This is a genomic window from Azospirillum sp. A29 (assembly GCF_042604625.1).
GTDB lineage: Bacteria > Pseudomonadota > Alphaproteobacteria > Azospirillales > Azospirillaceae > Azospirillum > Azospirillum palustre.
Map to the genome: position 1 here is coordinate 612,887 of NZ_CP170467.1, position 18,442 is coordinate 631,328.

15 protein-coding genes and 3 pseudogenes are annotated in these 18,442 nt (G+C 64.8%); 8 read left to right on the forward strand and 10 right to left on the reverse strand.

Translation table 11 applies throughout. The features are described from left to right. Window positions 1-78 precede the first annotated feature (78 nt). Genes ABNQ38_RS30900 through ABNQ38_RS30910 form a run of 3 tightly spaced genes read right to left on the reverse strand, consistent with a single transcriptional unit; the run spans window position 79 to window position 3,914 of the window. Window positions 79-2,604 (reverse strand): extracellular solute-binding protein, encoded by a 2,526-nt coding sequence (locus ABNQ38_RS30900; protein ID WP_377811110.1) that lies wholly within the window; start codon window positions 2,602-2,604, stop codon window positions 79-81. Continuing rightward, a complete protein-coding gene (locus ABNQ38_RS30905; protein WP_098738217.1) occupies window positions 2,594-3,268 on the reverse strand; it encodes a response regulator transcription factor in 675 nt (224 codons plus the stop codon). The genes ABNQ38_RS30900 and ABNQ38_RS30905 overlap by 11 nt, the downstream gene beginning before the upstream one ends. 28 nt (window positions 3,269-3,296) lie before the next feature. After that, entirely contained in the window at window positions 3,297-3,914 is a 618-nt protein-coding gene (locus tag ABNQ38_RS30910) for an FAD-binding protein (RefSeq protein WP_377811111.1), read from the reverse strand. On the opposite strand from ABNQ38_RS30910, the pseudogene ABNQ38_RS30915 reads away from it, so the two are divergent. From ABNQ38_RS30915 to ABNQ38_RS30925, 3 genes and pseudogenes are all read left to right on the forward strand, one after another. Further along, window positions 3,904-4,673, forward strand: a pseudogene (locus ABNQ38_RS30915) (IS6 family transposase). The gene ABNQ38_RS30910 and the pseudogene ABNQ38_RS30915 overlap by 11 nt on opposite strands. A 216-nt stretch (window positions 4,674-4,889) precedes the next feature. Continuing rightward, window positions 4,890-5,903 carry an aldo/keto reductase gene (locus ABNQ38_RS30920; protein WP_377811112.1) on the forward strand — a complete coding sequence of 338 codons (1,014 nt, stop codon included), beginning with the start codon at window positions 4,890-4,892 and terminating at the stop codon, window positions 5,901-5,903. A 107-nt stretch (window positions 5,904-6,010) separates the two neighbouring features. Then, the gene (locus ABNQ38_RS30925) at window positions 6,011-6,862 is read left to right on the forward strand and encodes a VOC family protein (protein WP_377811113.1); all 852 of its coding nucleotides are present in this window, start codon (window positions 6,011-6,013) and stop codon (window positions 6,860-6,862) included. A 262-nt stretch (window positions 6,863-7,124) separates the two neighbouring features. Here the strand turns inward: ABNQ38_RS30925 and ABNQ38_RS30930 are convergent, their stop codons facing one another. Further along, entirely contained in the window at window positions 7,125-8,024 is a 900-nt protein-coding gene (locus tag ABNQ38_RS30930) for a LysR family transcriptional regulator (protein ID WP_376964490.1), read from the reverse strand. Window positions 8,025-8,222: 198 nt separating this feature from the next. On the opposite strand from ABNQ38_RS30930, the gene ABNQ38_RS30935 reads away from it, so the two are divergent. Both ABNQ38_RS30935 and ABNQ38_RS30940 read left to right on the forward strand, forming a co-directional pair. Beyond that, window positions 8,223-9,320 carry an alkene reductase gene (locus ABNQ38_RS30935; RefSeq protein WP_377811114.1) on the forward strand — a complete coding sequence of 366 codons (1,098 nt, stop codon included), beginning with the start codon at window positions 8,223-8,225 and terminating at the stop codon, window positions 9,318-9,320. 55 nt (window positions 9,321-9,375) lie between these two features. Next, the gene (locus ABNQ38_RS30940; RefSeq protein ID WP_377811115.1) at window positions 9,376-10,836 is read left to right on the forward strand and encodes an MFS transporter; all 1,461 of its coding nucleotides are present in this window, start codon (window positions 9,376-9,378) and stop codon (window positions 10,834-10,836) included. Here ABNQ38_RS30940 and ABNQ38_RS30945 read toward each other — a convergent pair. From ABNQ38_RS30945 to ABNQ38_RS30970, 6 genes are all read right to left on the reverse strand, one after another. Then, entirely contained in the window at window positions 10,726-11,505 is a 780-nt protein-coding gene (locus ABNQ38_RS30945) for an anti-sigma factor family protein (RefSeq protein WP_377811116.1), read from the reverse strand. The two genes, ABNQ38_RS30940 and ABNQ38_RS30945, sit on opposite strands and share 111 nt — an antisense overlap. Next, on the reverse strand, window positions 11,502-12,020 hold the full coding sequence (locus tag ABNQ38_RS30950) for a sigma-70 family RNA polymerase sigma factor (protein WP_377811117.1): 519 nt from the start codon (window positions 12,018-12,020) through the stop codon (window positions 11,502-11,504). Before ABNQ38_RS30950 ends, ABNQ38_RS30945 begins: the two co-directional genes overlap by 4 nt. A gap of 73 nt (window positions 12,021-12,093) precedes the next feature. Further along, window positions 12,094-13,527 (reverse strand): YncE family protein, encoded by a 1,434-nt coding sequence (locus ABNQ38_RS30955; RefSeq protein ID WP_377811118.1) that lies wholly within the window; start codon window positions 13,525-13,527, stop codon window positions 12,094-12,096. 26 nt (window positions 13,528-13,553) lie between these two features. Further along, window positions 13,554-14,054: a DUF305 domain-containing protein gene (locus tag ABNQ38_RS30960; RefSeq protein ID WP_377811119.1), complete on the reverse strand. Its 501-nt coding sequence runs from the start codon at window positions 14,052-14,054 to the stop codon at window positions 13,554-13,556. Window positions 14,055-14,187: 133 nt separating this feature from the next. After that, complete coding sequence (locus ABNQ38_RS30965) at window positions 14,188-14,853, reverse strand: SDR family oxidoreductase (RefSeq protein ID WP_377811120.1); 666 nt, start codon at window positions 14,851-14,853, stop codon at window positions 14,188-14,190. A gap of 82 nt (window positions 14,854-14,935) precedes the next feature. Continuing rightward, a complete protein-coding gene (locus ABNQ38_RS30970; protein ID WP_377811121.1) occupies window positions 14,936-15,730 on the reverse strand; it encodes an SDR family NAD(P)-dependent oxidoreductase in 795 nt (264 codons plus the stop codon). A gap of 131 nt (window positions 15,731-15,861) precedes the next feature. Here ABNQ38_RS30970 and ABNQ38_RS30975 point away from each other — a divergent pair, with 131 nt between their 5' ends. The 3 genes and pseudogenes from ABNQ38_RS30975 to ABNQ38_RS30985 form a co-directional block, all read left to right on the forward strand. Further along, entirely contained in the window at window positions 15,862-16,764 is a 903-nt protein-coding gene (locus ABNQ38_RS30975; protein ID WP_377811122.1) for a LysR family transcriptional regulator, read from the forward strand. A 92-nt stretch (window positions 16,765-16,856) separates the two neighbouring features. Beyond that, window positions 16,857-17,624: pseudogene (locus ABNQ38_RS30980) on the forward strand (IS6 family transposase). A gap of 389 nt (window positions 17,625-18,013) precedes the next feature. Then, window positions 18,014-18,442 (forward strand): annotated as a pseudogene (locus ABNQ38_RS30985) (transposase); the annotation flags it as partial.

Sequence of the window (18,442 nt, forward strand, 5' to 3'; positions counted from 1 at the left end):
CCCGGCGGGTCCCGTATCGGCACGAACTGGCCCGGGTCGTCCCCGGGCCGTTTTTTTGCCCGCGCCGTGTCTTTGCCTTCAGGGCTGATGCAGGAACGCCTTCCACTGCTGGAGAAAACGGGCGCGCTTCAGATGGTCCATATAGACCAGCAGGGCGGGGCCGAGCCCGATCCGTTGCGTCGGGCCGCGCATCTCCTCCTGAAGATGGGTTGCCGACATCGGGCCGCCGACCGTCGGCTGGATCGAGTAGAAGGCGGTGCTGCCGGCGACCACCGACTGCCCGCGTTCCGACAGCAGGTAATCGATGAAGCGCCCGGCCAATTCGGGAGCGCTCGCCCGCTGCGGGATGAGGGCGACGCGCGTCATGACCAGCGTGTAGTCGGACGGCAGGACGATCCCGATATGGGAGCCGTGCAACTGCCGCTCCCGCGCGTAGGAGCCCAGCAGATTGTAGCCGATGTAGGTCTCGCCGCGCTCGATGGAGTCGACCATGTCCGATGTGCAGCACATCTGCTTGGCCTGATTTTCGCCGAGCGCGTCGGCGAGTTGCCAGAACTGGCTGGTCAGGACGGAATCCTGCGTCGCGAACAGATAGCCGATGCCGCTCTCCTCGACATTGTAGGTCACCACCCGGCCGCCGTAGCGCTCCTTGCGGTCGCGCAGCAGATGGATCAGATCCTCGCGGGAACGCGGCACGTCCTCCGCCGGCACCAGATCGCGGTTGTAGACGATGGCCGCCGGCTCCTGGGTGAAGCCGAAGGCGGCGCTGCGCCAGTTCGCCCAGTCCGGAAGCGCCTGCGTCGCCGGGGAGCTGTAGCGCCGCGCGTGCCCGTCATTGACCAGCTTCACCTGCAGGCCGGAGGCGGAGCTGATGACGAGGTCCGGCACATCGCCGGCGGCCCGCTTGACGACGGAATCGTACAGCTCGCCGGTGTTCATCTCCCGGAATTCGATGGTGACCGTCGGGTTCTCCTGCTGGAAATCCCGGATTAGCGGCTCGATCGCCGGCCGGTCGGTCGCCGCGTCGATGCGCAGGCGTTCCGTGCCGCCTGCGGGTGGCGGGCCCGAGGCTGCCGGATAAAAGACCGGCTCCAGCGCCTGGACCGGCCCGGCGGCGACCAGCGGCAAGGCCACCGCCAGCAGCAGGAGCAGGAGCAGGGGAAGCAGGCGCCGCCCGGCCGGGACGCCGTTCGCGGCTCCCTCGCCAGGCTGGGCGGGAGCCGGGAATTCCAGCCGGACGATCAGCCCGCCGCCGGGGCGGTCGTGCAGCGACAGGGCAGCATGATGGGCCTCCGCCACTGCCGCGGCGATGGAAAGGCCGAGGCCGCTGCCGGCAATCCCCTTGGACTGCCGTCCGCGGTTGAAGCGCTCGAACACCTTGGATTTCTCCCCGTCCGGTATGCCAGGACCGCGGTCGGCGATCTCCACCAGCGGGCCGTAATCGCCGGTTCCTGGCCGCACGAGCACCTCGATGGGGTTGGCACCGCCGTATTTGACTGCATTGTCGAGCAGGTTGGTCAGCGCTTCCCGCAGGGTCACGGGGTCGCCGTGCAGCAGCGCGTCCCCCTCGGCCGGCTCGCGCGCCAGGGCGATGGGGGGCGCGTCGGGCCGGCCGGCCATCTGCTGGACGATCTGCCGGAGCAGCGCGTCCAGGTCCACCACCTGGGGCTGGACCGCCTCGGCGCGATGGACGACGGTCGCATGATTGAGCAGCTGTGTGGTCAGCTCGCTCGCCTCGACCGCGTTGCGGTGGATGCGCTCGACGCGGTTCCGCAGCCGCTCGACATCCGCCTCGCGGCGCGCCAGTTCGGCCTGCGACCGCAGCGCCGCCAGGGGAGTGCGGATCTGATGCGCCGCGTCGGCCAGGAAGGACTGGGTGGAATCCAGGTTTGCCTTGAAGCGGATCATCAACTGGTTGATCGCCGCCAGCAGTTGCCCGACCTCGGTCGGCACCGGGGCGTCAATCGGGGAGAAATCCTGTGGAGGCCGGGCGCGGATCAACGATTCAAGGAAACCCAGGGGCGCCAGCGCCTGACGGATGCCGAACCAGAGCAGAAGGGCGCCGACGACCACGGCGAAGGCGATGGGGGCGAAGGAGTTGGCGACCAGACGGGAGGCCAGCAGGTCGCGCGCCTCACGGGTCTGGGCGACCACCACCGTCACCCATCCCGACCGCGCCACGCCGCTGATGAAACGCCCCGTGACCGCGATCCGCACCGGAGCATCGCTGTAAACGGCGTTCTGGAACACCGGCGTGTCGTCGTGCACCGTGGCGCCGGGCAGATCCTCGTAGCCGGTGACGATCAGGCCGCCCGGCGCCATCACCTTGTAGAAGACGCGGTCGTGCCGGGCCGTGCCCAGAACGCTGAGCGAAGAATAGGGAAGATCGACCGTGATGGCGCCGTTCTCCACCCGCACGGCGTCGGCGATGGACAGGGCGGAGGCCGACAGGAGCTGGTCATAGGCACTGTCCGCCGCCTCGCGCGCGTAAGTGCGGACGAACAGGAACAGAATCAGCGTTACGACGCCGAGAACCACGAACATCCGGGTCAGCAGGCGTCGGCGCAGCGAGCCTCCCGCCACGGCGCGACCCTCATTCGGCATTTTGCTTTTCACCCACATAGCCGACGCCGTGGACGGTGCGGATTACCACCGAAGCGCCCTCCAGCTTGCGCCGCAGCCGGGAAACCGACATCTCCACCGCATTCGGGGTGACCGCCTGCTCCAGGTCGAAGAGCTGGTCGATGAGCGCGGTCCTGGTCAGCACGCGCCCCATGTTGCCGAGGAACAGTTCCAGCAGCCTGAACTCCCGCGCGCTGAGGTCGAGGGGCCGGCCGTCGATGGAGACCGTCCGCCGCGCCGTGTCGAACGCCAGATTGCCGATGACGGTCTCGGACGAGGCCATCCCGTGCGACCGGCGCAGCAGGGCGCGGCACCGCGCCTCCAGTTCGCGCAGGTCGAACGGCTTCACGATGTAATCGTCCGCGCCGAGATCGAGCATATGGATCTTGGTGTCGATCTGCGACCGTGCCGTGGTGACCAGCACCGGCGTCCGATTCCCCCGACGGCGCAGCTGGCCCAGCAGTGCCTGCCCGTCCGGTCCCGGCAGCATCACGTCCAGTATGACCAATTGATAGGTCTCGGTGCGGAGAAGATCCTCGGCCTGATGGCCGTCGGCCGCCCAATCGACGGCATGCCCGAGTCCGCGCAGGCTGTCGACGACCGCGTCGGCCAAGTCCTCGGCATCCTCGATAACCAGTATGCGCATCGATGCTCTCTCACAAGCCGGGCACCGATCATACCGTACGCGTCCGAAAGGAGCCATAAAGGGCTGACGCGGGGATCTCGTCGGTGGCGGGGTGCGCCCCCTGACTGGCCCGCGCCGCGTGCATTCCCGCGAGTCTGCCGGACGTAAACGCCCAGGCCAGATGATGGCCGTGCCCTTCCAGCAGTAGGCCGCCCTGCCCTACCGACCCGACGGCGTAGAGGCCCGGGATCGCTTGTCCGTCGCCGCGCGTCACCTGATGGTCGCGGTTCACCGTCAGGCCGCCGTCGGTCAGGATGATCCAGCTTTTGACCGGGCCCAGCGCATGGAACGGCCCCTTGCCGACCGGCGGCCGCCCGCCGGCCGCGGTGTCCCGGGCGGTGACCGCCTTGGCCAATGCCTGGGCGGGCACCCCCATCGAAGCAGCCAGCTCTTCGATCGACCTGCCGCGGTGGTAGAGGTCCGGCCGTGTCCGTTTGTAGTCCTGGAGATAGGCGTAGGCGACGCCGGGGGCGGTGGAGATGAAGTACGGCCATTTGGCGAATTTGCGCGCCACCTCGTCGTCGAAGACGATGTGGCTCCGTTGCAAAGTTTGCCGGCAGGCGGAGGAATGGCTGGAGGTTGGATGGAGCCAAGCCGTGTCGGACATCAAGGGACGCCACTTCGAGGGTGAGATCGTACTCTGGACGGTGCGCTGGTACTGCCGATACGGTATCAGCCACCGTGATCTCGAGCAGATGATGGCCGAGCGCGGCGTCACGGTCGATCATTTAACAATCTACCGCTGGGTTCAGAACTACGCGCCGGAGATCGAGACGCGGCTACGCCGGCAGTGGCGCTGTCCAAGGTCAACCAGCTGGCGGGTCGACGAGATCTACGTGAAAGTTGGTGGCAAGTGGGCCTACCTGTACCGGGCCGTCGACAAGCATGGCAACACCATCGACTTCTACCTCTCTCTCCCACGCGAAACACCGCCGCCGCCAAGCGCTTCCTGTCCAAGGCGCTCAACGGTCTGAAGGCGTGGGAGACGCCGACGGTCATCAACACCGACAAGGCGCCAACTTACGGACCGGCCTTAGCGGAGCTGAAGGCCGAGGGCAAATGTCCCGAGGAGACCGAGCACCGGCAGGTCAAATATCTGAACAATGTGGTGGAGGCCGACCATGGCAAGCTGAAGCAGTTGATCCGTCCGGTGCGAGGCTTCAAGACCCTGAAAGCGGCCTACGCAACGATCAAGGGCTTTGAGGTGATGCGGGCGCTCCGCAAAGGCCGAGCGTCCAGCTTCAACATCACCCGCGACATGCGGGGCGAGGCGCGCCTCGTCGAACGCGCCTTCAGCGTTGGAACCGGCGCGCTCGCCGAGGCCGTGCAGTTCATCACCCAGCAGTTCGAGCGCCAGGACGCATAGCGTCGGCGGTGATGCCTGTGACCATCATCTCGCGCCTGCCGGCAAACTTTGCAACAGAGCCTTTAACTGACACTTATCACGCTGCCCTCCTGTGCGTCTGTGAAGCGCCTTCCAAAGTTCTGCGATTGCAGCCTGGCTACTGCCGGTTTCTCGTTGCGGATATTTCTTCTTTCGACGCTGAGCACGGGGTTCAGCCTGGAAAGAAGGTTCAAGACGATGGCACTCAAGGATATTCTGCCGGGGAAGCTCGGTTTTGGCGCTGCGCCGCTGGGCAATATGTTTCGCGACATTCCCGAAGCGGAAGCCCGCGCGACGGTCGAAGCGGCCTGGAATGACGGCATCCGGTATTATGACAATGCGCCCTTCTACGGCGCGGGTCTTGCGGAGATCCGCATGGGCGCGGCGTTGGCCGATAAGCCGCGCGAGGATTTCGTCATCAGCACCAAGGTCGGTCGTATCATTCTCGATGAGATCGAGGATGTGAGCGCCCGTGATCTGGGCGAGAAGGGCGACGTCTTCAAATATGGCCGTCCGAATAAGATCGTGAACGACTACTCGGAAGAAGCCGCATACCGCTCGATCGAAGACAGCCTCAAGCGCCTGAAGACCGACCATATCGATATCGCCTGGGTCCATGACATCGCGCAGGATTTCTACGGTGACGAATGGCTCGCCATGTTCGAGCAGGCGCGGCGCGGAGCGTTCAAGGCGCTGGACCGGATGCGCGACGAGGGCGTCATCAAGGCCTGGGGCCTGGGCGTCAATCGCGTCGAGCCGATCGAACTGCTGCTCGATCTCGAAGGGCCGCGTCCCGACGGCTTCCTGCTGGCCGGGCGCTACTCGCTGCTCGACCATGACCGCGCGCTCCAGCGCGTCATGCCGAAAGTGGCGGAGCGGGAGCTGGGGATCGTGGTCGGCGGCCCCTACAGCTCCGGTGCGCTCGTCGGTGGACCGAATTTCGAATATGCGCCCGCCACACCGGCCATTCTGGCGAAAGTTGCGGCGATCAAGGCGATCGCCGATCGCCACGGCATTTCGATGAAGGCGGCCGGTCTTCAGTTCGCGCTCGCCAATCCCGCGGTCGCCGCGGTGATCCCTGGCGCCAGCCGCCCCGGCCGCATCGCCGAAGATCGCGCCGCGCTCGATGAAGTCGTGCCGGCGGAATTCTGGCGCGAGCTGCGCGATGCCGGTCTCGTCAATCCGGCGGCCCCGCTTCCCGTCACCGGCTGAACGCTCCCCCTCCTTGACGCTTTCCCGGTCGCTACGCCCTGCAGCGACCGGAAGGATCCCTGCGCCCCGTATCGGGTGCTCCCCAATCAAACCGAAGGAGAATGATCATGGACAGCGTGCGTAAAGATGATGCCACCAATCTCGGCAGGCGGGACGTCCTTCGCACCACCGGCGCCGCCCTGGCTACCGGCGCCGCAACCGGCTTGGGCGGTCAGGCAATCGCGCAAACCGGAGGGAGCGTTCCAGCCGCCTCCCGCAATGCCGCGCCGCTCGGCCTGCGGCTTCAGGGCGTTCAGCATTTCGGCCTGACCGTGCAGAATATGGAACGGGCCTATGAGTTCTATACCGAGGTGCTGGGTGGCACTGAGGTGTTCCGCCACGGGGATTTTCAGGGCGATCCGGTCCAGAACACCCTGCTCGCCGATCAGGAAATCCGCGCCAATGAGTTGCATGTCGACCCGACCACGATCGGCGTGCCGAACCTGCGCGATGGCGACCAACGCCTCGACGTCCGTTTCATCCAGTTCGACAATGTGGTGATCGAGCTTCTGCAGTATCGCAACGCCGACCAGCCGATGGGCGGCCCCAACAGCTTCGCGCCGCCGCTGGAGAATATGAGTCCGGCATTCCCTCGGATGATGCACATCTGCTTCCATGTCGCCGATGACGTCGACTTCAACACGTTCGTCACCGATCTCGAGACCGAGTCCGCACGTCGTGGCATGACGCAGGTGCGCGCAAACCGCACCATCCGCGTCCGCAGCGAGGCCGAGCGGCGCGCCGCCCCGCGGGATACCAACACCAACAAGGTCACGGTCGCGCCTTCCGATGGTTGGGAACTGATCTACTGCAAGGGTCCGGAGGGCGAACAGCTCGAGTTCGTCAAGGCGATCGGGCCGGTGAAGCAGCGCTTCGCCAATGCCCTTGCGGGGCGCCAGCGTGCACGCTCCAGCCTGTGATCCTTCCGGGATGGAACGGGCCGTTCCGTCCCGCCCCTCCCCCTTCGGCATGAGGAGATCCGCATGCGCATCCCGTTCATCACGCTCGCACTCCCTGCACTGTTGATGGCTGCCATCCCCGCACAGGCGCCGGCTCAGGAAAACGCTGCGCCCAAGGAGGGCGGAAGGCGGCGTGGAGGTGATGCGCATGGAGGTGCTCGGACAGAGCCGGCGTTGACTGGAGGCTGGTCGGTTTGTTTCCCGAGCGGCTCGGTCGCCTCGATCACTCCAGGAATTTCTGCATTCGGGGCACCATGAAGTCCAGAAAGCTTCTCACCCGCGCCGGCAGGAACTGGGATCCGCGAAACAGGGCGTGGACGTCGTCCACCACGCCGATGTCGCTGTCGGCGAGAAGCTCGACCAGTTCGCCGCGCTCGATCGGGCCGCGCAGATGATAGTCGGCCAGCCGGATGATCCCCACGCCGGCGATCGCCATCCGGCGCAGCGTGTCGCCATTGTTGACCAGCAGCGATCCGCTCAGCATCCGCTCGACGATCCGCCCGCCCTCGCGCATCGGCCAGACCGGCATGGCGCGGCGGAAGTTGAAACCCAGACAATTATGGTGGATGAGATCTTCCGGCGTCTTCGGCGTGCCGTGCCGCTTGAGATAGGTGGGGGACGCCACGATGCACCGCTTCGTCTCGCCGATCTTGCGCGCCATCAGGTTCGAATCCGTCAGCTTGCCGACGCGGATCGCGACATCGGTGCGGTCGAGATAGAGATCGACCACCTCGTCCGAGAGCGAAAGATCGACGATCACCTTCGGATAAGCCTCGAAAAAGGCGGGCAGCAGCGCTTCGAGTGCTGTCGTGCCGAAGCTTACCGACGAGGTGACGCGGACGACGCCCTCGGCCTCCGCGCCGCCATGCGCGATCTGCTGTTCCGTCTCATCAAGCTGGCCGAGCAGTTTCTGGCTTCGCTCATAATAGAATTGCCCCTCCTCGGTCAGCGCCAACCTGCGCGTCGAGCGCTCGATGAGCCGCACTCCAAGCCGGGCTTCCAGTCGGGCGATCAGCTTGGACACGGTTGAGGGCGTCATCAGCATCAGTCGAGCGGCTTCGGAAAAGCTGCCCGCCTCGACGACCCGAACGAACACCATCATTTCGCCTGCGCGGTTGTCCATGTCCCGCCTGTGACACGATTTCCCGAAACGGCAATCCTTATAGCATGGCCGGCGCCGCAATGTCGCCCGATCTGTGAACCAGAATATCAAATCCGGTGAAAAGCGGCTGTCTAATCAATCCTGCGGAGGCATGCGATCTGTATCGGCGACAGGCCAACCCAAAGAGGTCCGCAGGGTCAGCACGAAAGGAATGTCGCCATGTCCGATACGCAAGCCACCGACCTGTTCGCACCGACATCCATTGGCGCCATCGCGGTTTCTAACCGCATCGCCATGGCGCCGCTGACGCGTTCGCGCACTGGAATGGATGGCGTGCATAGCCTGCTCGCCGTCGATTATTACCGTCAGCGCGCCTCCGCGGGTCTCATCATCACCGAAGCCACCAACATTTCACGCCAAGGCCGCGGTTACGCCTATACACCGGGGATCTATACCGAAGCCCACGTCGAGGCCTGGCGCGCGGTGACCGAGGCGGTGCATGGGGAAGGCGGCAAGATCGTGCTCCAGCTCTGGCACGTCGGCCGCGTGTCGCACAGCAGCTTGCAGGAGAATGATGCCGCGCCGGTCGCGCCATCGGCAATTCGCGGTAGCGGCCGGGTCTACACGCTGGCCGGCGACGATGTCCCCTCCATGCCGCGCGCGCTGGAGACCGACGAAATACCCGGCCTGATCGAGGATTATCGGCATGCCGCCCGACTGGCTATGGAGGCCGGGTTCGATGGCGTCGAGGTGCATGCCGCCAATGGCTATCTGCTCGACCAGTTCCTGCGCGACAGCACCAATGTGCGCACGGACATCTATGGCGGTTCGATCGAAAACCGTGCGCGTTTTCCGATTGAGGTCGTGAAGGCCGTCGCCGGAATCTGGGGCGGAGATCGGGTGGGCGTCCGGCTGTCGCCGCTCTCCACAGCGATTGGCGAGACGCCGCTCGACAGCGATCCGCAGGCCACCTATGGCTATTTCGTGCGGCAAATCGGCACCCTCGGCCTTGCTTATCTTCACTGTGTCGAAGGTCAGTTGCGCGAAGAAAACGCGTCTTCGGCGCTCGATTTCAAAGCCCTGCACAAGGCGTTCGGCGGCAGCTACATCGCCAACAACGGCTATGATCGGCAAATGGCCATGAACGCCATCATGTCCGGCCATGCCGACATGATCTCGTTCGGCCGCGCTTTCATCGGCAATCCCGATCTGGTCGAGCGACTGGGTCGCAATGCGCCGCTCTTCGATGCCCCGCCCAGCGCCTATTACGGCGGCGAGGCCGAAGGATACACCGACTTCGCAAGTCTGGCCGACTGAGCGCGTCGATGTCCGGGCATCGCGCCGGGCACACCATACAGTCATGGAGGTTGAAATGAGCAAGTCAGCATCGCTGGCGCTGGACGACCCACGCCTTCATCGCCCCGCCGGGGCATCGGCCCATACGCCCGACCACCCGTCATCCATCGTCCGGAACAAGACCCTGCCGCTTCTGGCACTCGCTCTGGGCAGTTTCGTCATCGGCACATCCGAGTTCGCGAGCATGGGGATCATCCAGCTCTTTTCAGAGAGCCTTGGCCTCACCGTGCCGGAGGCCACCAACGCAATCACCGCCTATGCTTCCGGCGTCGTGATCGGCGCACCGCTGGTGACGTTGGCGGCCGCCTGGCTCAACCGGCGCACGCTCCTGCTGATGCTCATGGCCCTCTTCGTCGTCGGCAATCTGCTCTCGGCCATGGCGGGCAATCTCGGATGGCTGATGGTTGCCCGCTTCATCAGCGGCATGCCGCAGGGTGCCTATTTCGGGGCCGGCGCCGTGGTTGCGTCCCATGTGGTTGGACAGGGGCATGCCGGCAAGGCTTTTGCGATCGTCATGACGGGCCTCACGGTCGCGACGATCTTCGGCTCGCCGCTCGCCACTTTCATGGGCCAAACCCTGGGATGGCGCGAAACCTATGTCGCCGTCGCTGTCCTTGCGGCTTTCGCGTTCGCATCGATCTATCGGTGGGTGCCGCAGACCGATGCGTTGAATGGCGTGCCGGTGGTTCAGGAGTTGTCGGCACTGCGCAAGGGATCCGTTTGGGGCGTCATGCTGGTCGCCGCGGTCGGCGTCGGCAGCATCTTCGCCGTCTACACCTTCATCGGCCTGATCGTGACGGATGCCACGCATCTTTCCGCCACCATGATCCCCATCGCACTTACCGTTTTCGGCATGGGGATGACCACAGGCAATCTTATTGGTGGCCAACTGGCGGATCGCTATCCCGCGCGAGGCATCGTTGTGGGTTACGGCAGCGCCCTCGTCATATTGGCTGGGCTTGGCTTTGGTGGGGCCAATCCCTGGCTGCTCTTCCCCGCCCTGTTCGGCGTAGGGGCGACGATGATGGTGGCGATCCCAACGATCCAGGTGCGCCTCACCCGTTTTGCACCGGAAGCGCCGAGCCTGATGGGGGCGATGAATCTCGCTTCGCTCAACGCCGCCAATGCCCTGGGCGCCTGGGTGGGCGGGCTGACCATTGACGCCGGGTTCGGCCTTCTGTCACCCGCCTGGGCTGGCTTCGGCCTCACGCTCGCCGGCATCCTCCTTTTCGGCCTGACCCTCTTGGGTCAGCACCGGAACACCAACCGACAGCAAAGCCTTCTTCACCGCCGGCGGTTACGAACCGGATTGATCGGAATCTGCTCTAGCCAAGTTGACAACACCGTTCGGTGTTATCCTCCTGTCCTACGCACCTTTGCCGATCTGGCGCCGCACCTCGTCGGCGATGGGATGCAGGAGCCCCTGTGTATCGGCGGGACCGACCAAGCTGTAGCCCATGCCCTTGACCGCCCATGAAAAGCCGCTGGCAGCCGGCCGGCTCAAGGGCTGCATCGGGACGTCGCGATCGACCGTCATGGGGCGGCTCAGCATGACCAGACGCATGCCATGGTCGTCGTCATACATGAAGAGCGCCGCCGGTCCGTGCGGGGTCGCGACGACACGCCCGCCCATGAAGCGGTAGCCCGACGCTTCGAGGTTCGGAACCCCGACCTGCCGTCCCAGGCGGGTGGAAATCCAATCGGCGAGTTCGGTGCCGGCGTCGGCACGCAGTTCGACGGGACGGAGGCGGTCGGGGCTGTAGACGACGTAATTGTCCGCAGCCTCCTGGCCGAGTGAGGCGACGCCTTGCAGGGGCGGATCGGACACCCCCCGCAGCGTCCAGCCGCCGGCTCCGCCGAAGCCTATCAATAGGGCGGCCGCCGCGGCGGCCCACCACGGCAAGCGGGATCGGCGCCCTTGGCGTTCCGCGATGTGTCTGACGTTGAGCGCCGCGGGAACCGGTTCGTCGGCGATCGGCAAGAGGAGGGCCCTGAGATCGTCACGTTGGGCGGCATAGCCCGAAACCCGCTCCGCTACGTCGGGATGGGCCTCCAGATAGGCCGCCACCTCGGCCTGCCGGACGGGATCGAGGCGCTGGTCGACGAAGGCGTTGAGATCGTCCTCGGTGATCGGCCGGCTGATCATTTCACCCTCCGCAAATAAGGCCGTCCGGCAGGTTCGGCCGGCATCTCCTTAATGCTCTTCAGCAGCTTTTCGCGCGCACGCGCCAGTCGCGACATGACGGTCCCTATCGGCACATCCAGAACCCTGGCTGCATCCGCATAGGAGAGGTCTTCTATGCTGACAAGAAGAATGACCGCGCGCTGGTCCTCGGGAAGTGCTTCGAGCGCACGCAACAGGGCTTGGTGATGCAGGCCATCCTCCTGCGACGGAGGCGTCGACAGCCAATTCTCGGCGGACTCAACGTCGATGTCCGAAGATCGCGTGGACCGGCGCTTCAGTTCCGTCATGGCGAGGTTGTGCAGGATGGTGAAGACCCATCTGCGGGTGTCGCCGTCGACCCGGCGCTGGTTCCAGTGGGCGATGGCCCGTTCCAGGCAGTCCTGAACCAGATCGTCGGCCGCCGTGCGATCGCGAAGCAGCGACCGCGCGTATCGGCGAAGCGCCGGGATGAGGGGTTCAAGCAGTTCGATCATCATCGGACATCGTGCGACCATGAATACTGGGGCGTGAGCCGGCCCGCCTCCAATTTGAGGGCGGGCCGGCCGAATGTCACCGCGCTTGGATTTGGACGACGGCACCGGGCTGTGCCGCCGTGCCCTCGGCTACGACCAGATATCGCTTCTCGGCTTTCGCGGTATTCTGCACGATCTGCCGGATCGGCCCCGACGCATTGACGATCGCCGATCCTGCCGGATTCGTCATGAACCCGGCCAGCGGCTGCAGCGCGCCGTGGCCGTTTTCGGTTTCGGCCAGTGCCAGCACGTAGGGCTTCTTGGGTTCGAGGTTCGTCACGGAGGCCTGGAGAATCTGGATCAGCCCCTGGTCGAACAGCGACACCGTCGTGACGGCTTTGCCGGGCTTTCCGTTCGCCGAGACCGCGAGGTCGAGATGCGTCGCCTGCCCGGCCACCCCGAGCGGGATCAGGTTGTCGGTTCCCGCACCTTCAGGCACGGCCTCGGGCACATAGGTGATCGCCTGCGGCGCCTGGCCGATCGGCACCGTCGCGATCACCTTGTTCGTCATGGTGTCAATCGCAGCCATACCGTCCGCATTCTCCAGCCCGACATAGACGCGGCTGCCGTCACCCGACGGCCAGACGCCGTGTGGCAGGTTGCCGACGGGAATGGTTGCGACCTGCTCGAAGCTGTCGGTGCGGAACACCTTGACCTCGTTCAGACCGCCGATGGTGAGGTAGGCGAATGTCCCATTGGCGTTGTGCGCGAAATTGACGTGGTTGGTGATCGGGCCGGTATCCAGCGTCCTGATCAGGTCGAAGGGCGGCTGGGCATTGAAGACCTGCGTCTTGCCGACATCCTTCAGGGTGAACCAGACCTGCCGGCCATCCGGGGTCGCCGCGATGTTGGGACAGAAGGGGCTGGCCTGCTGGATGCGGGCGACGATCTGGTGATTCGCCACGCTGACGACGTCCGTCTCCGGGTTGAACGAGGAGCAGATGTAGCCGTATTTACCGTCCGGCGAGAAGATCTGCATGCCGGGACCATTGGGCGTCTTGATGCGGGTCTTCTCTTCGAAGGTCTTGGCATCGAGGACGGCGATGTAGTCCTCGCCCCGCACCGTCACCCAGACCTCGCTGCCGTCCTGTGTGTAGAACGCCTCGTGAGGCGAGCGCCCGACATAGGTGACGTGCTTGACCGCATTGGTGGCCGTGTCGATGAAGCTGACCGAGTTGGAGCCGATCGATACCACCGCGATGGTCTTGCGGTCGGGGGAGAAGCCCATGCCGTGGACCAGGACCTGCCCTTTGTAGAGCGGGCTGAAGTTCGCCGGCTGTGCGTCTCCCAGGCGAATGACGCCGAGCAGCTTGTTGTCCACGGGATCGATGACCGAAACCGTGTTCGAGAACTGCTCGGCCGCGTAGACGCGATCGCGGTGGCTGATCGGAAATTCCGGCGCCGTGCTGGCGTAGGGCGCTTGCCCGGCATAGGCGGGAAGATGTCCGACAAGCATCGAGCCGGCGATCATCGCCAGGGTGGGAAGCAGGCGAATCTTCATTTGGACTGACCCTCATTCATGTGCATGTGCATCGGAGACGGAGGGGTCTGCGAGGCGGGTGCTTGAGACGGGGATTGGGGCGGTGAGACCTGGGTCGGCACCGGCACGGACGGCGGCAGCGGCTGGCCCAGGGCCATGCGCATGGCGGCGATCTCCTGCTGCTGGTCGACGATGATCTCTTGCGCGATGCGGCGAAGCTGCTCGTTCTTGCCGTACCGCAATTCGGCGAGCGCCATGTCGATCGCGCCCTGATGATGGGGAATCATCATCACCGTGAAGTCGGCATCGACGTCGCCCGTCGGCTTCACCGCCATACCGGACATCATCCTGTCCATGGCGGCATTGTTTTCCGCCAGGAACGGCGCTTCTTCCTCGAAGACCGATGCCGCGGTAGGCCCGGCCGAGTGCGTGTGGGCCGTTTGGGCACCGGCAGGCGTCGACGCCGCTATTCCCGTGGTCAGGGCGAGGGCGACGGCTGCCAATATCGGATATCGCATGGGAGGCTCTTCGGTCTGTCTCGTCGCGGTCTTGACGGGGTGGACTGGCGGGCCACACGATTATTCCGGGCAACGTCGATTATTTTTTCAGATGATGGGGCGTCCGTCCGATGCGGGCCTGGGGAGCCACGGCTCATGCCGCAATCGTGCCTCCGCCGTCCACGGTCACGGTCGATCCGGTGACGAAGGGATTGGTGGAGACAAACAGGATGGCGTGCGCGACATCCTCCGCTTTTCCGACACGGCGGGCCGGCACGTGCGCGGCAACCCTGTCAAACATCGCCTGCCGGTCCGCCTCCGTCATGCCGGCGTGGAGCGGCGTATCGATGAGGCCGGGGGAAACGGCGTTGACCCGCACCGGCGCGCGTTCCAGCGCAAGGCCACGCACCAGCGCCTCAAGGCCCGCATTGATCGCACCCTGCAACACGGAGCTGGCGCTGGGCCGCCGTGACAGGAAGCCGGAAACGAGTGTGAGCGATCCGCCGTCGTTGATGCGTGCCGCCCTTGCAACGCGATAGGCGCCGAAAAACTTGCTGTTCATCGAGGCTTGCGCATCCGCCACCGCGAGCGTTCCGACCGAACCCGTCCTGGTTCGCGCTGCGGCGACCACGACGTGGTCGAATGGTCCGCGCGCGGCGAAGAACGCCTCCACCGATGCGTCGTCGGTAATGTCGAGCGCGTTGTGTCCGGGACGCTCCACGCGCGCGCCGGCGGCTTCAAAGGCATCGGCGGTGGCGCTGCCGATGCCGCCGGATGCGCCGACCACCAGCACGCGAGCATTCTTAAGATCGACGATCATGGATAACTCCTCAAGTGTCCCATCCGGATTGGAAGGAGAACGGGGACGGCGGCAGGTTTCATGCCGGCCGCCGTCGACGCGATCAGGCGATCGAGCGGACCACGCCGCCATCGACGCGCAGCGCGGAGCCGTTGGTCGCGGAGGCCTGCTGCGAGCAGACATAGACGACCATGTTGGCGATCTCCTCCGTGGTGGAGAAGCGGCCGAGCAACGACGTTGGTCGGTTCTGATCGAGGAATCCCTTCTCGACCTGCTCGATGCTCTGGCCGGTCTGCCGGGCGATGCCCTCCAGCACGGCGCCGAACCCTTCCGAGCGCGTCGGCCCCGGCAGGACGGAGTTGACCGTGACGCCGGTCTTCGCCGCCAGTTCGGCAACGCCACGAGCGACGGCGAGCTGGGCGGCCTTGGTCATTCCGTAATCGATCATCTCCTTGGGCGGGTTGAGCGCCGATTCGCTGCTGATGAAGACGATGCGTCCCCAGCCACGCCCGATCATGCCGGGCAGGTAGTGTTTCGTCAGGCGGACGCCGCTCAGGACGTTGAGCTGGTACATGAACAGCCAGTCCTCGTCGGTCAACTCGTCGAACGGCTTGAACAGGGCGGCGCCCACGCTGTTGACGAGAATGTCGGTCTCGGCGGCGCCGGCGGCGAGCCTGGCGGCGCCTTCGGCCGTCCCCAGGTCGGACGCGATGCCGGACAGGATCGCGGCGGGAGCAGCTTTGCGGATCGTCGCGATGGCGCTCTGGACGCGCTCCTCGGTCCGGCCGTTCACGACGACCTCCGCGCCGGCCTGGGCGAGGCCGGTGGCGATGGCGAGGCCGATGCCGGCGGTGGACCCGGTGACGACTGCGCGCTTGCCGGTCAGGTCAATTTGCATGGGATCCAGTCCTTTGCTTGGTGTCGATCACCAGAAAATGGCCGATTGCGGTTGGTGGCATAAGGCGCGTCAATGTCCTCGCTTTCGTTCCCGAAATTCGTCAATCTGGGGCCGAAAGGTGTGGATGAGCTATGGGACTGGACCGGCTTGGCAGCATCGCCGCTTTCGTAAAGGTCGCCGAACAGGGCAGCTTTGCCGCGGCTGGTCGGGCACTGCGGATTTCTCCTTCGGCCGTCAGCAAGAGTGTCTTGAGGCTGGAAGATCGGCTTGGCGTGCGCCTGTTTCAGCGAACGACCCGCTCGCTGTCGCTGACAGAGGATGGCGAGACATTCCTAGCGCGGTGCAGCACGATCCTGGCCGACATAGACCAGGCTGAACGTGAGATGCGCGAGCGTGCCGCCAAGCCAAGCGGCTTGCTTAGGATCGAAATGCCGACCGCGCTTGGCCGTCTGAAGATCGTGCCGGAGCTTGGCAGACTGACCGCCCGCCATCCGGAACTGCGGATCACGGCAACCTTTGCCGATACGTTGACCGATCCGATCGCCGCCAGGCTCGATGCCGTTGTGCGCATCGGTTTCCCACGCGATGAAAGGATGATGGTAAGGCGGGTCGGAACCGTGCGGTATATCGTCTGTGCCGCTCCTGCCTACATCGCCGCGCACGGCGTGCCGCAAAGCCTTGAAGACTTAGACCAGCATAATTGCATCCAGCGCCTGCCGCAGGAGGGCGATTGTGTCGCGTCCTGGTGGTTCCGCAGTGCAGAGAACGGCGAGGCCTTCCAACGGCCGGTGACCGGCACAATGACCTTCAGCAACAACGATGCGGTTGTCGAGGCCGGGCTGGCCGGCGCGGGGCTGGTCCAACTTCATACCTACATGGCCGAACCACATCTGAAGTCGGGCACACTGGTCCAGGTGCTCGATGCCTATGCCGTCGATGGGCCGCCCGTCTCCGTGCTGTTCCCTTCGGCGAGGCAGCTTTCACCGAAAGTAAGAGCGTTTATCGAGTTCGTGTCTGAAATTCTGGCGAGATGAGACGTACGGCAGTGTGATGGCTCTCTATTTGGCTCTGTTGCAAAGTTTGCCGGCAGGCGGAGGCATGGCTGGACGTTGGAGGGAGCCAAGCCGTGTCGGACTTCAAGGGGCGCCACTTCGAGGGTGAGATCGTACTCTGGACGGTGCGCTGGTACTGCCGATACGGCATCAGCCACCGTGATCTCGAGCAGATGATGGCCGAGCGCGGCGTCACGGTCGATCATTCAACAATCTACCGCTGGGTTCAGAACTACGCGCCGGAGATTGAGAAGCGGCTTCGCTGGCGGTGGCGCTGTCCGCGGTCGACCAGTTGGCGGGTCGACGAGACCTCCGTGAAGGTTGGTGGCAAGTGAGCCTACCTGTACCGGGCCGTCGACAGGCATGGCAACACCATCGACTTCTACCTCTCTCCCACGCGAAATACCGCCGCCGCCAAGCGCTTCCTGTCCAAGGCGCTCAACGGTCTGAAGGCGTGGGAGACGCCGACGGTCATCAACACCGACAAGGCGCCAACTTACGGACCGGCCTTGGCGGAGCTGAAGGCCGAGGGCAAATGTCCCGAGGAGACCGAGCACCGACAGGTCAAATATCTGAACAATGTGGTGGAGGCCGACCATGGCAAGCTGAAGCAGTTGATCCGTCCGGTGCGAGGTTTCAAGACCCTGAAAGCGGCCTACGCAACGATCAAGGGCTTTGAGGTGATGCGGGCGCTCCGCAAAGGCCGAGCGTCCAGCTTCAACATCACCCGCGACATGCGGGGCGAGGCGCGCCTCGTCGAACGCGCCTTCAGCGTTGGAACCGGCGCGCTCGCCGAGGCCGTGCAGTTTATCACCCAGCAGTTCGAGCGCCAGGACGCATAGCGTCGGCGGTGATGCCTGTGACCATCATCTCGCGCCTGCCGGTAAACTTTGCAACAGAGCCCAACTGCTTGCTCGAAGCCGATCGGACATCTCAGTGTTCGATGCACTGATCGAAAGCTACCGAAGCTCAGGGCTCATTGCAGCCTGAGCGGCGACAGGCGCCATTTATGCCGCGGATGAGCGCCCGGTTCCGAAGTGCTTATGTGACTTAACGAATAGCGGACTGGGTCGTGCCCCACGGTGTGGTATAGGAGCTGTGGGGAGCCGGCCCTCCGCATCGCCCTTCGATGGCTGGCGCAGGCGGGCCGGTTATCCATAGCGGGGCGGTCATCGTGGTTCTTCGATAGAGTCTGGTCACCACAACACAACCTCGACCGATGATGACCACGATCACCGACGAGATGATGGCGCTTCGCGCGATGCTTGAGAAGGGCGCGGATGCGGATGTTCTGCGCGAGATGATCGGCTTTGCCGCCGAGCGGCTGATGGAACTGGAGGTTCAGGGTTTGACCGGCGCCAGTCATGGTGAACGGTCGGCCGGGCGGCTGGTCCAGCGCAACGGCTATCGGGATCGCGACTGGGAAACCCGCGCCGGCACCGTCGAACTGCGCATCCCCAAGCTGCGCAAGGACCGCTACTTCCCCGGCTTCCTGGAGCCGCGGCGGATGGCCGGGAAGGCGCTGATGACGGTGATCCAGGAGGCCTATATCCAGGGCATCTCGACCCGTTCGGTGGACGGTCTGGTTCAGGCCATGGGAATGTCGGGCATCTCCAAGAGCCAGGTCAGCCGGTTGTGCGAGGAGATCGATGAGCGGGTG

What these genes read in the sequence shown, in the direction of transcription:
- ABNQ38_RS30925 (WP_377811113.1), top strand. Translation starts at nt 6,011, where the DNA reads ATGGACAGCGTGCGTAAAGATGATGCCACCAATCTCGGCAGGCGGGAC.
- ABNQ38_RS30930 (WP_376964490.1), bottom strand. Translation starts at nt 8,024, where the DNA reads ATGGACAACCGCGCAGGCGAAATGATGGTGTTCGTTCGGGTCGTCGAG.
- ABNQ38_RS30975 (WP_377811122.1), top strand. Translation starts at nt 15,862, where the DNA reads ATGGGACTGGACCGGCTTGGCAGCATCGCCGCTTTCGTAAAGGTCGCC.
- ABNQ38_RS30910 (WP_377811111.1), bottom strand. Translation starts at nt 3,914, where the DNA reads ATGTCCGACACGGCTTGGCTCCATCCAACCTCCAGCCATTCCTCCGCC.
- ABNQ38_RS30905 (WP_098738217.1), bottom strand. Translation starts at nt 3,268, where the DNA reads ATGCGCATACTGGTTATCGAGGATGCCGAGGACTTGGCCGACGCGGTC.
- ABNQ38_RS30945 (WP_377811116.1), bottom strand. Translation starts at nt 11,505, where the DNA reads ATGATCAGCCGGCCGATCACCGAGGACGATCTCAACGCCTTCGTCGAC.
- ABNQ38_RS30940 (WP_377811115.1), top strand. Translation starts at nt 9,376, where the DNA reads ATGAGCAAGTCAGCATCGCTGGCGCTGGACGACCCACGCCTTCATCGC.
- ABNQ38_RS30920 (WP_377811112.1), top strand. Translation starts at nt 4,890, where the DNA reads ATGGCACTCAAGGATATTCTGCCGGGGAAGCTCGGTTTTGGCGCTGCG.
- ABNQ38_RS30935 (WP_377811114.1), top strand. Translation starts at nt 8,223, where the DNA reads ATGTCCGATACGCAAGCCACCGACCTGTTCGCACCGACATCCATTGGC.
- ABNQ38_RS30960 (WP_377811119.1), bottom strand. Translation starts at nt 14,054, where the DNA reads ATGCGATATCCGATATTGGCAGCCGTCGCCCTCGCCCTGACCACGGGA.
- ABNQ38_RS30955 (WP_377811118.1), bottom strand. Translation starts at nt 13,527, where the DNA reads ATGATCGCCGGCTCGATGCTTGTCGGACATCTTCCCGCCTATGCCGGG.
- ABNQ38_RS30900 (WP_377811110.1), bottom strand. Translation starts at nt 2,604, where the DNA reads ATGCCGAATGAGGGTCGCGCCGTGGCGGGAGGCTCGCTGCGCCGACGC.
- ABNQ38_RS30950 (WP_377811117.1), bottom strand. Translation starts at nt 12,020, where the DNA reads ATGATGATCGAACTGCTTGAACCCCTCATCCCGGCGCTTCGCCGATAC.
- ABNQ38_RS30965 (WP_377811120.1), bottom strand. Translation starts at nt 14,853, where the DNA reads ATGATCGTCGATCTTAAGAATGCTCGCGTGCTGGTGGTCGGCGCATCC.
- ABNQ38_RS30970 (WP_377811121.1), bottom strand. Translation starts at nt 15,730, where the DNA reads ATGCAAATTGACCTGACCGGCAAGCGCGCAGTCGTCACCGGGTCCACC.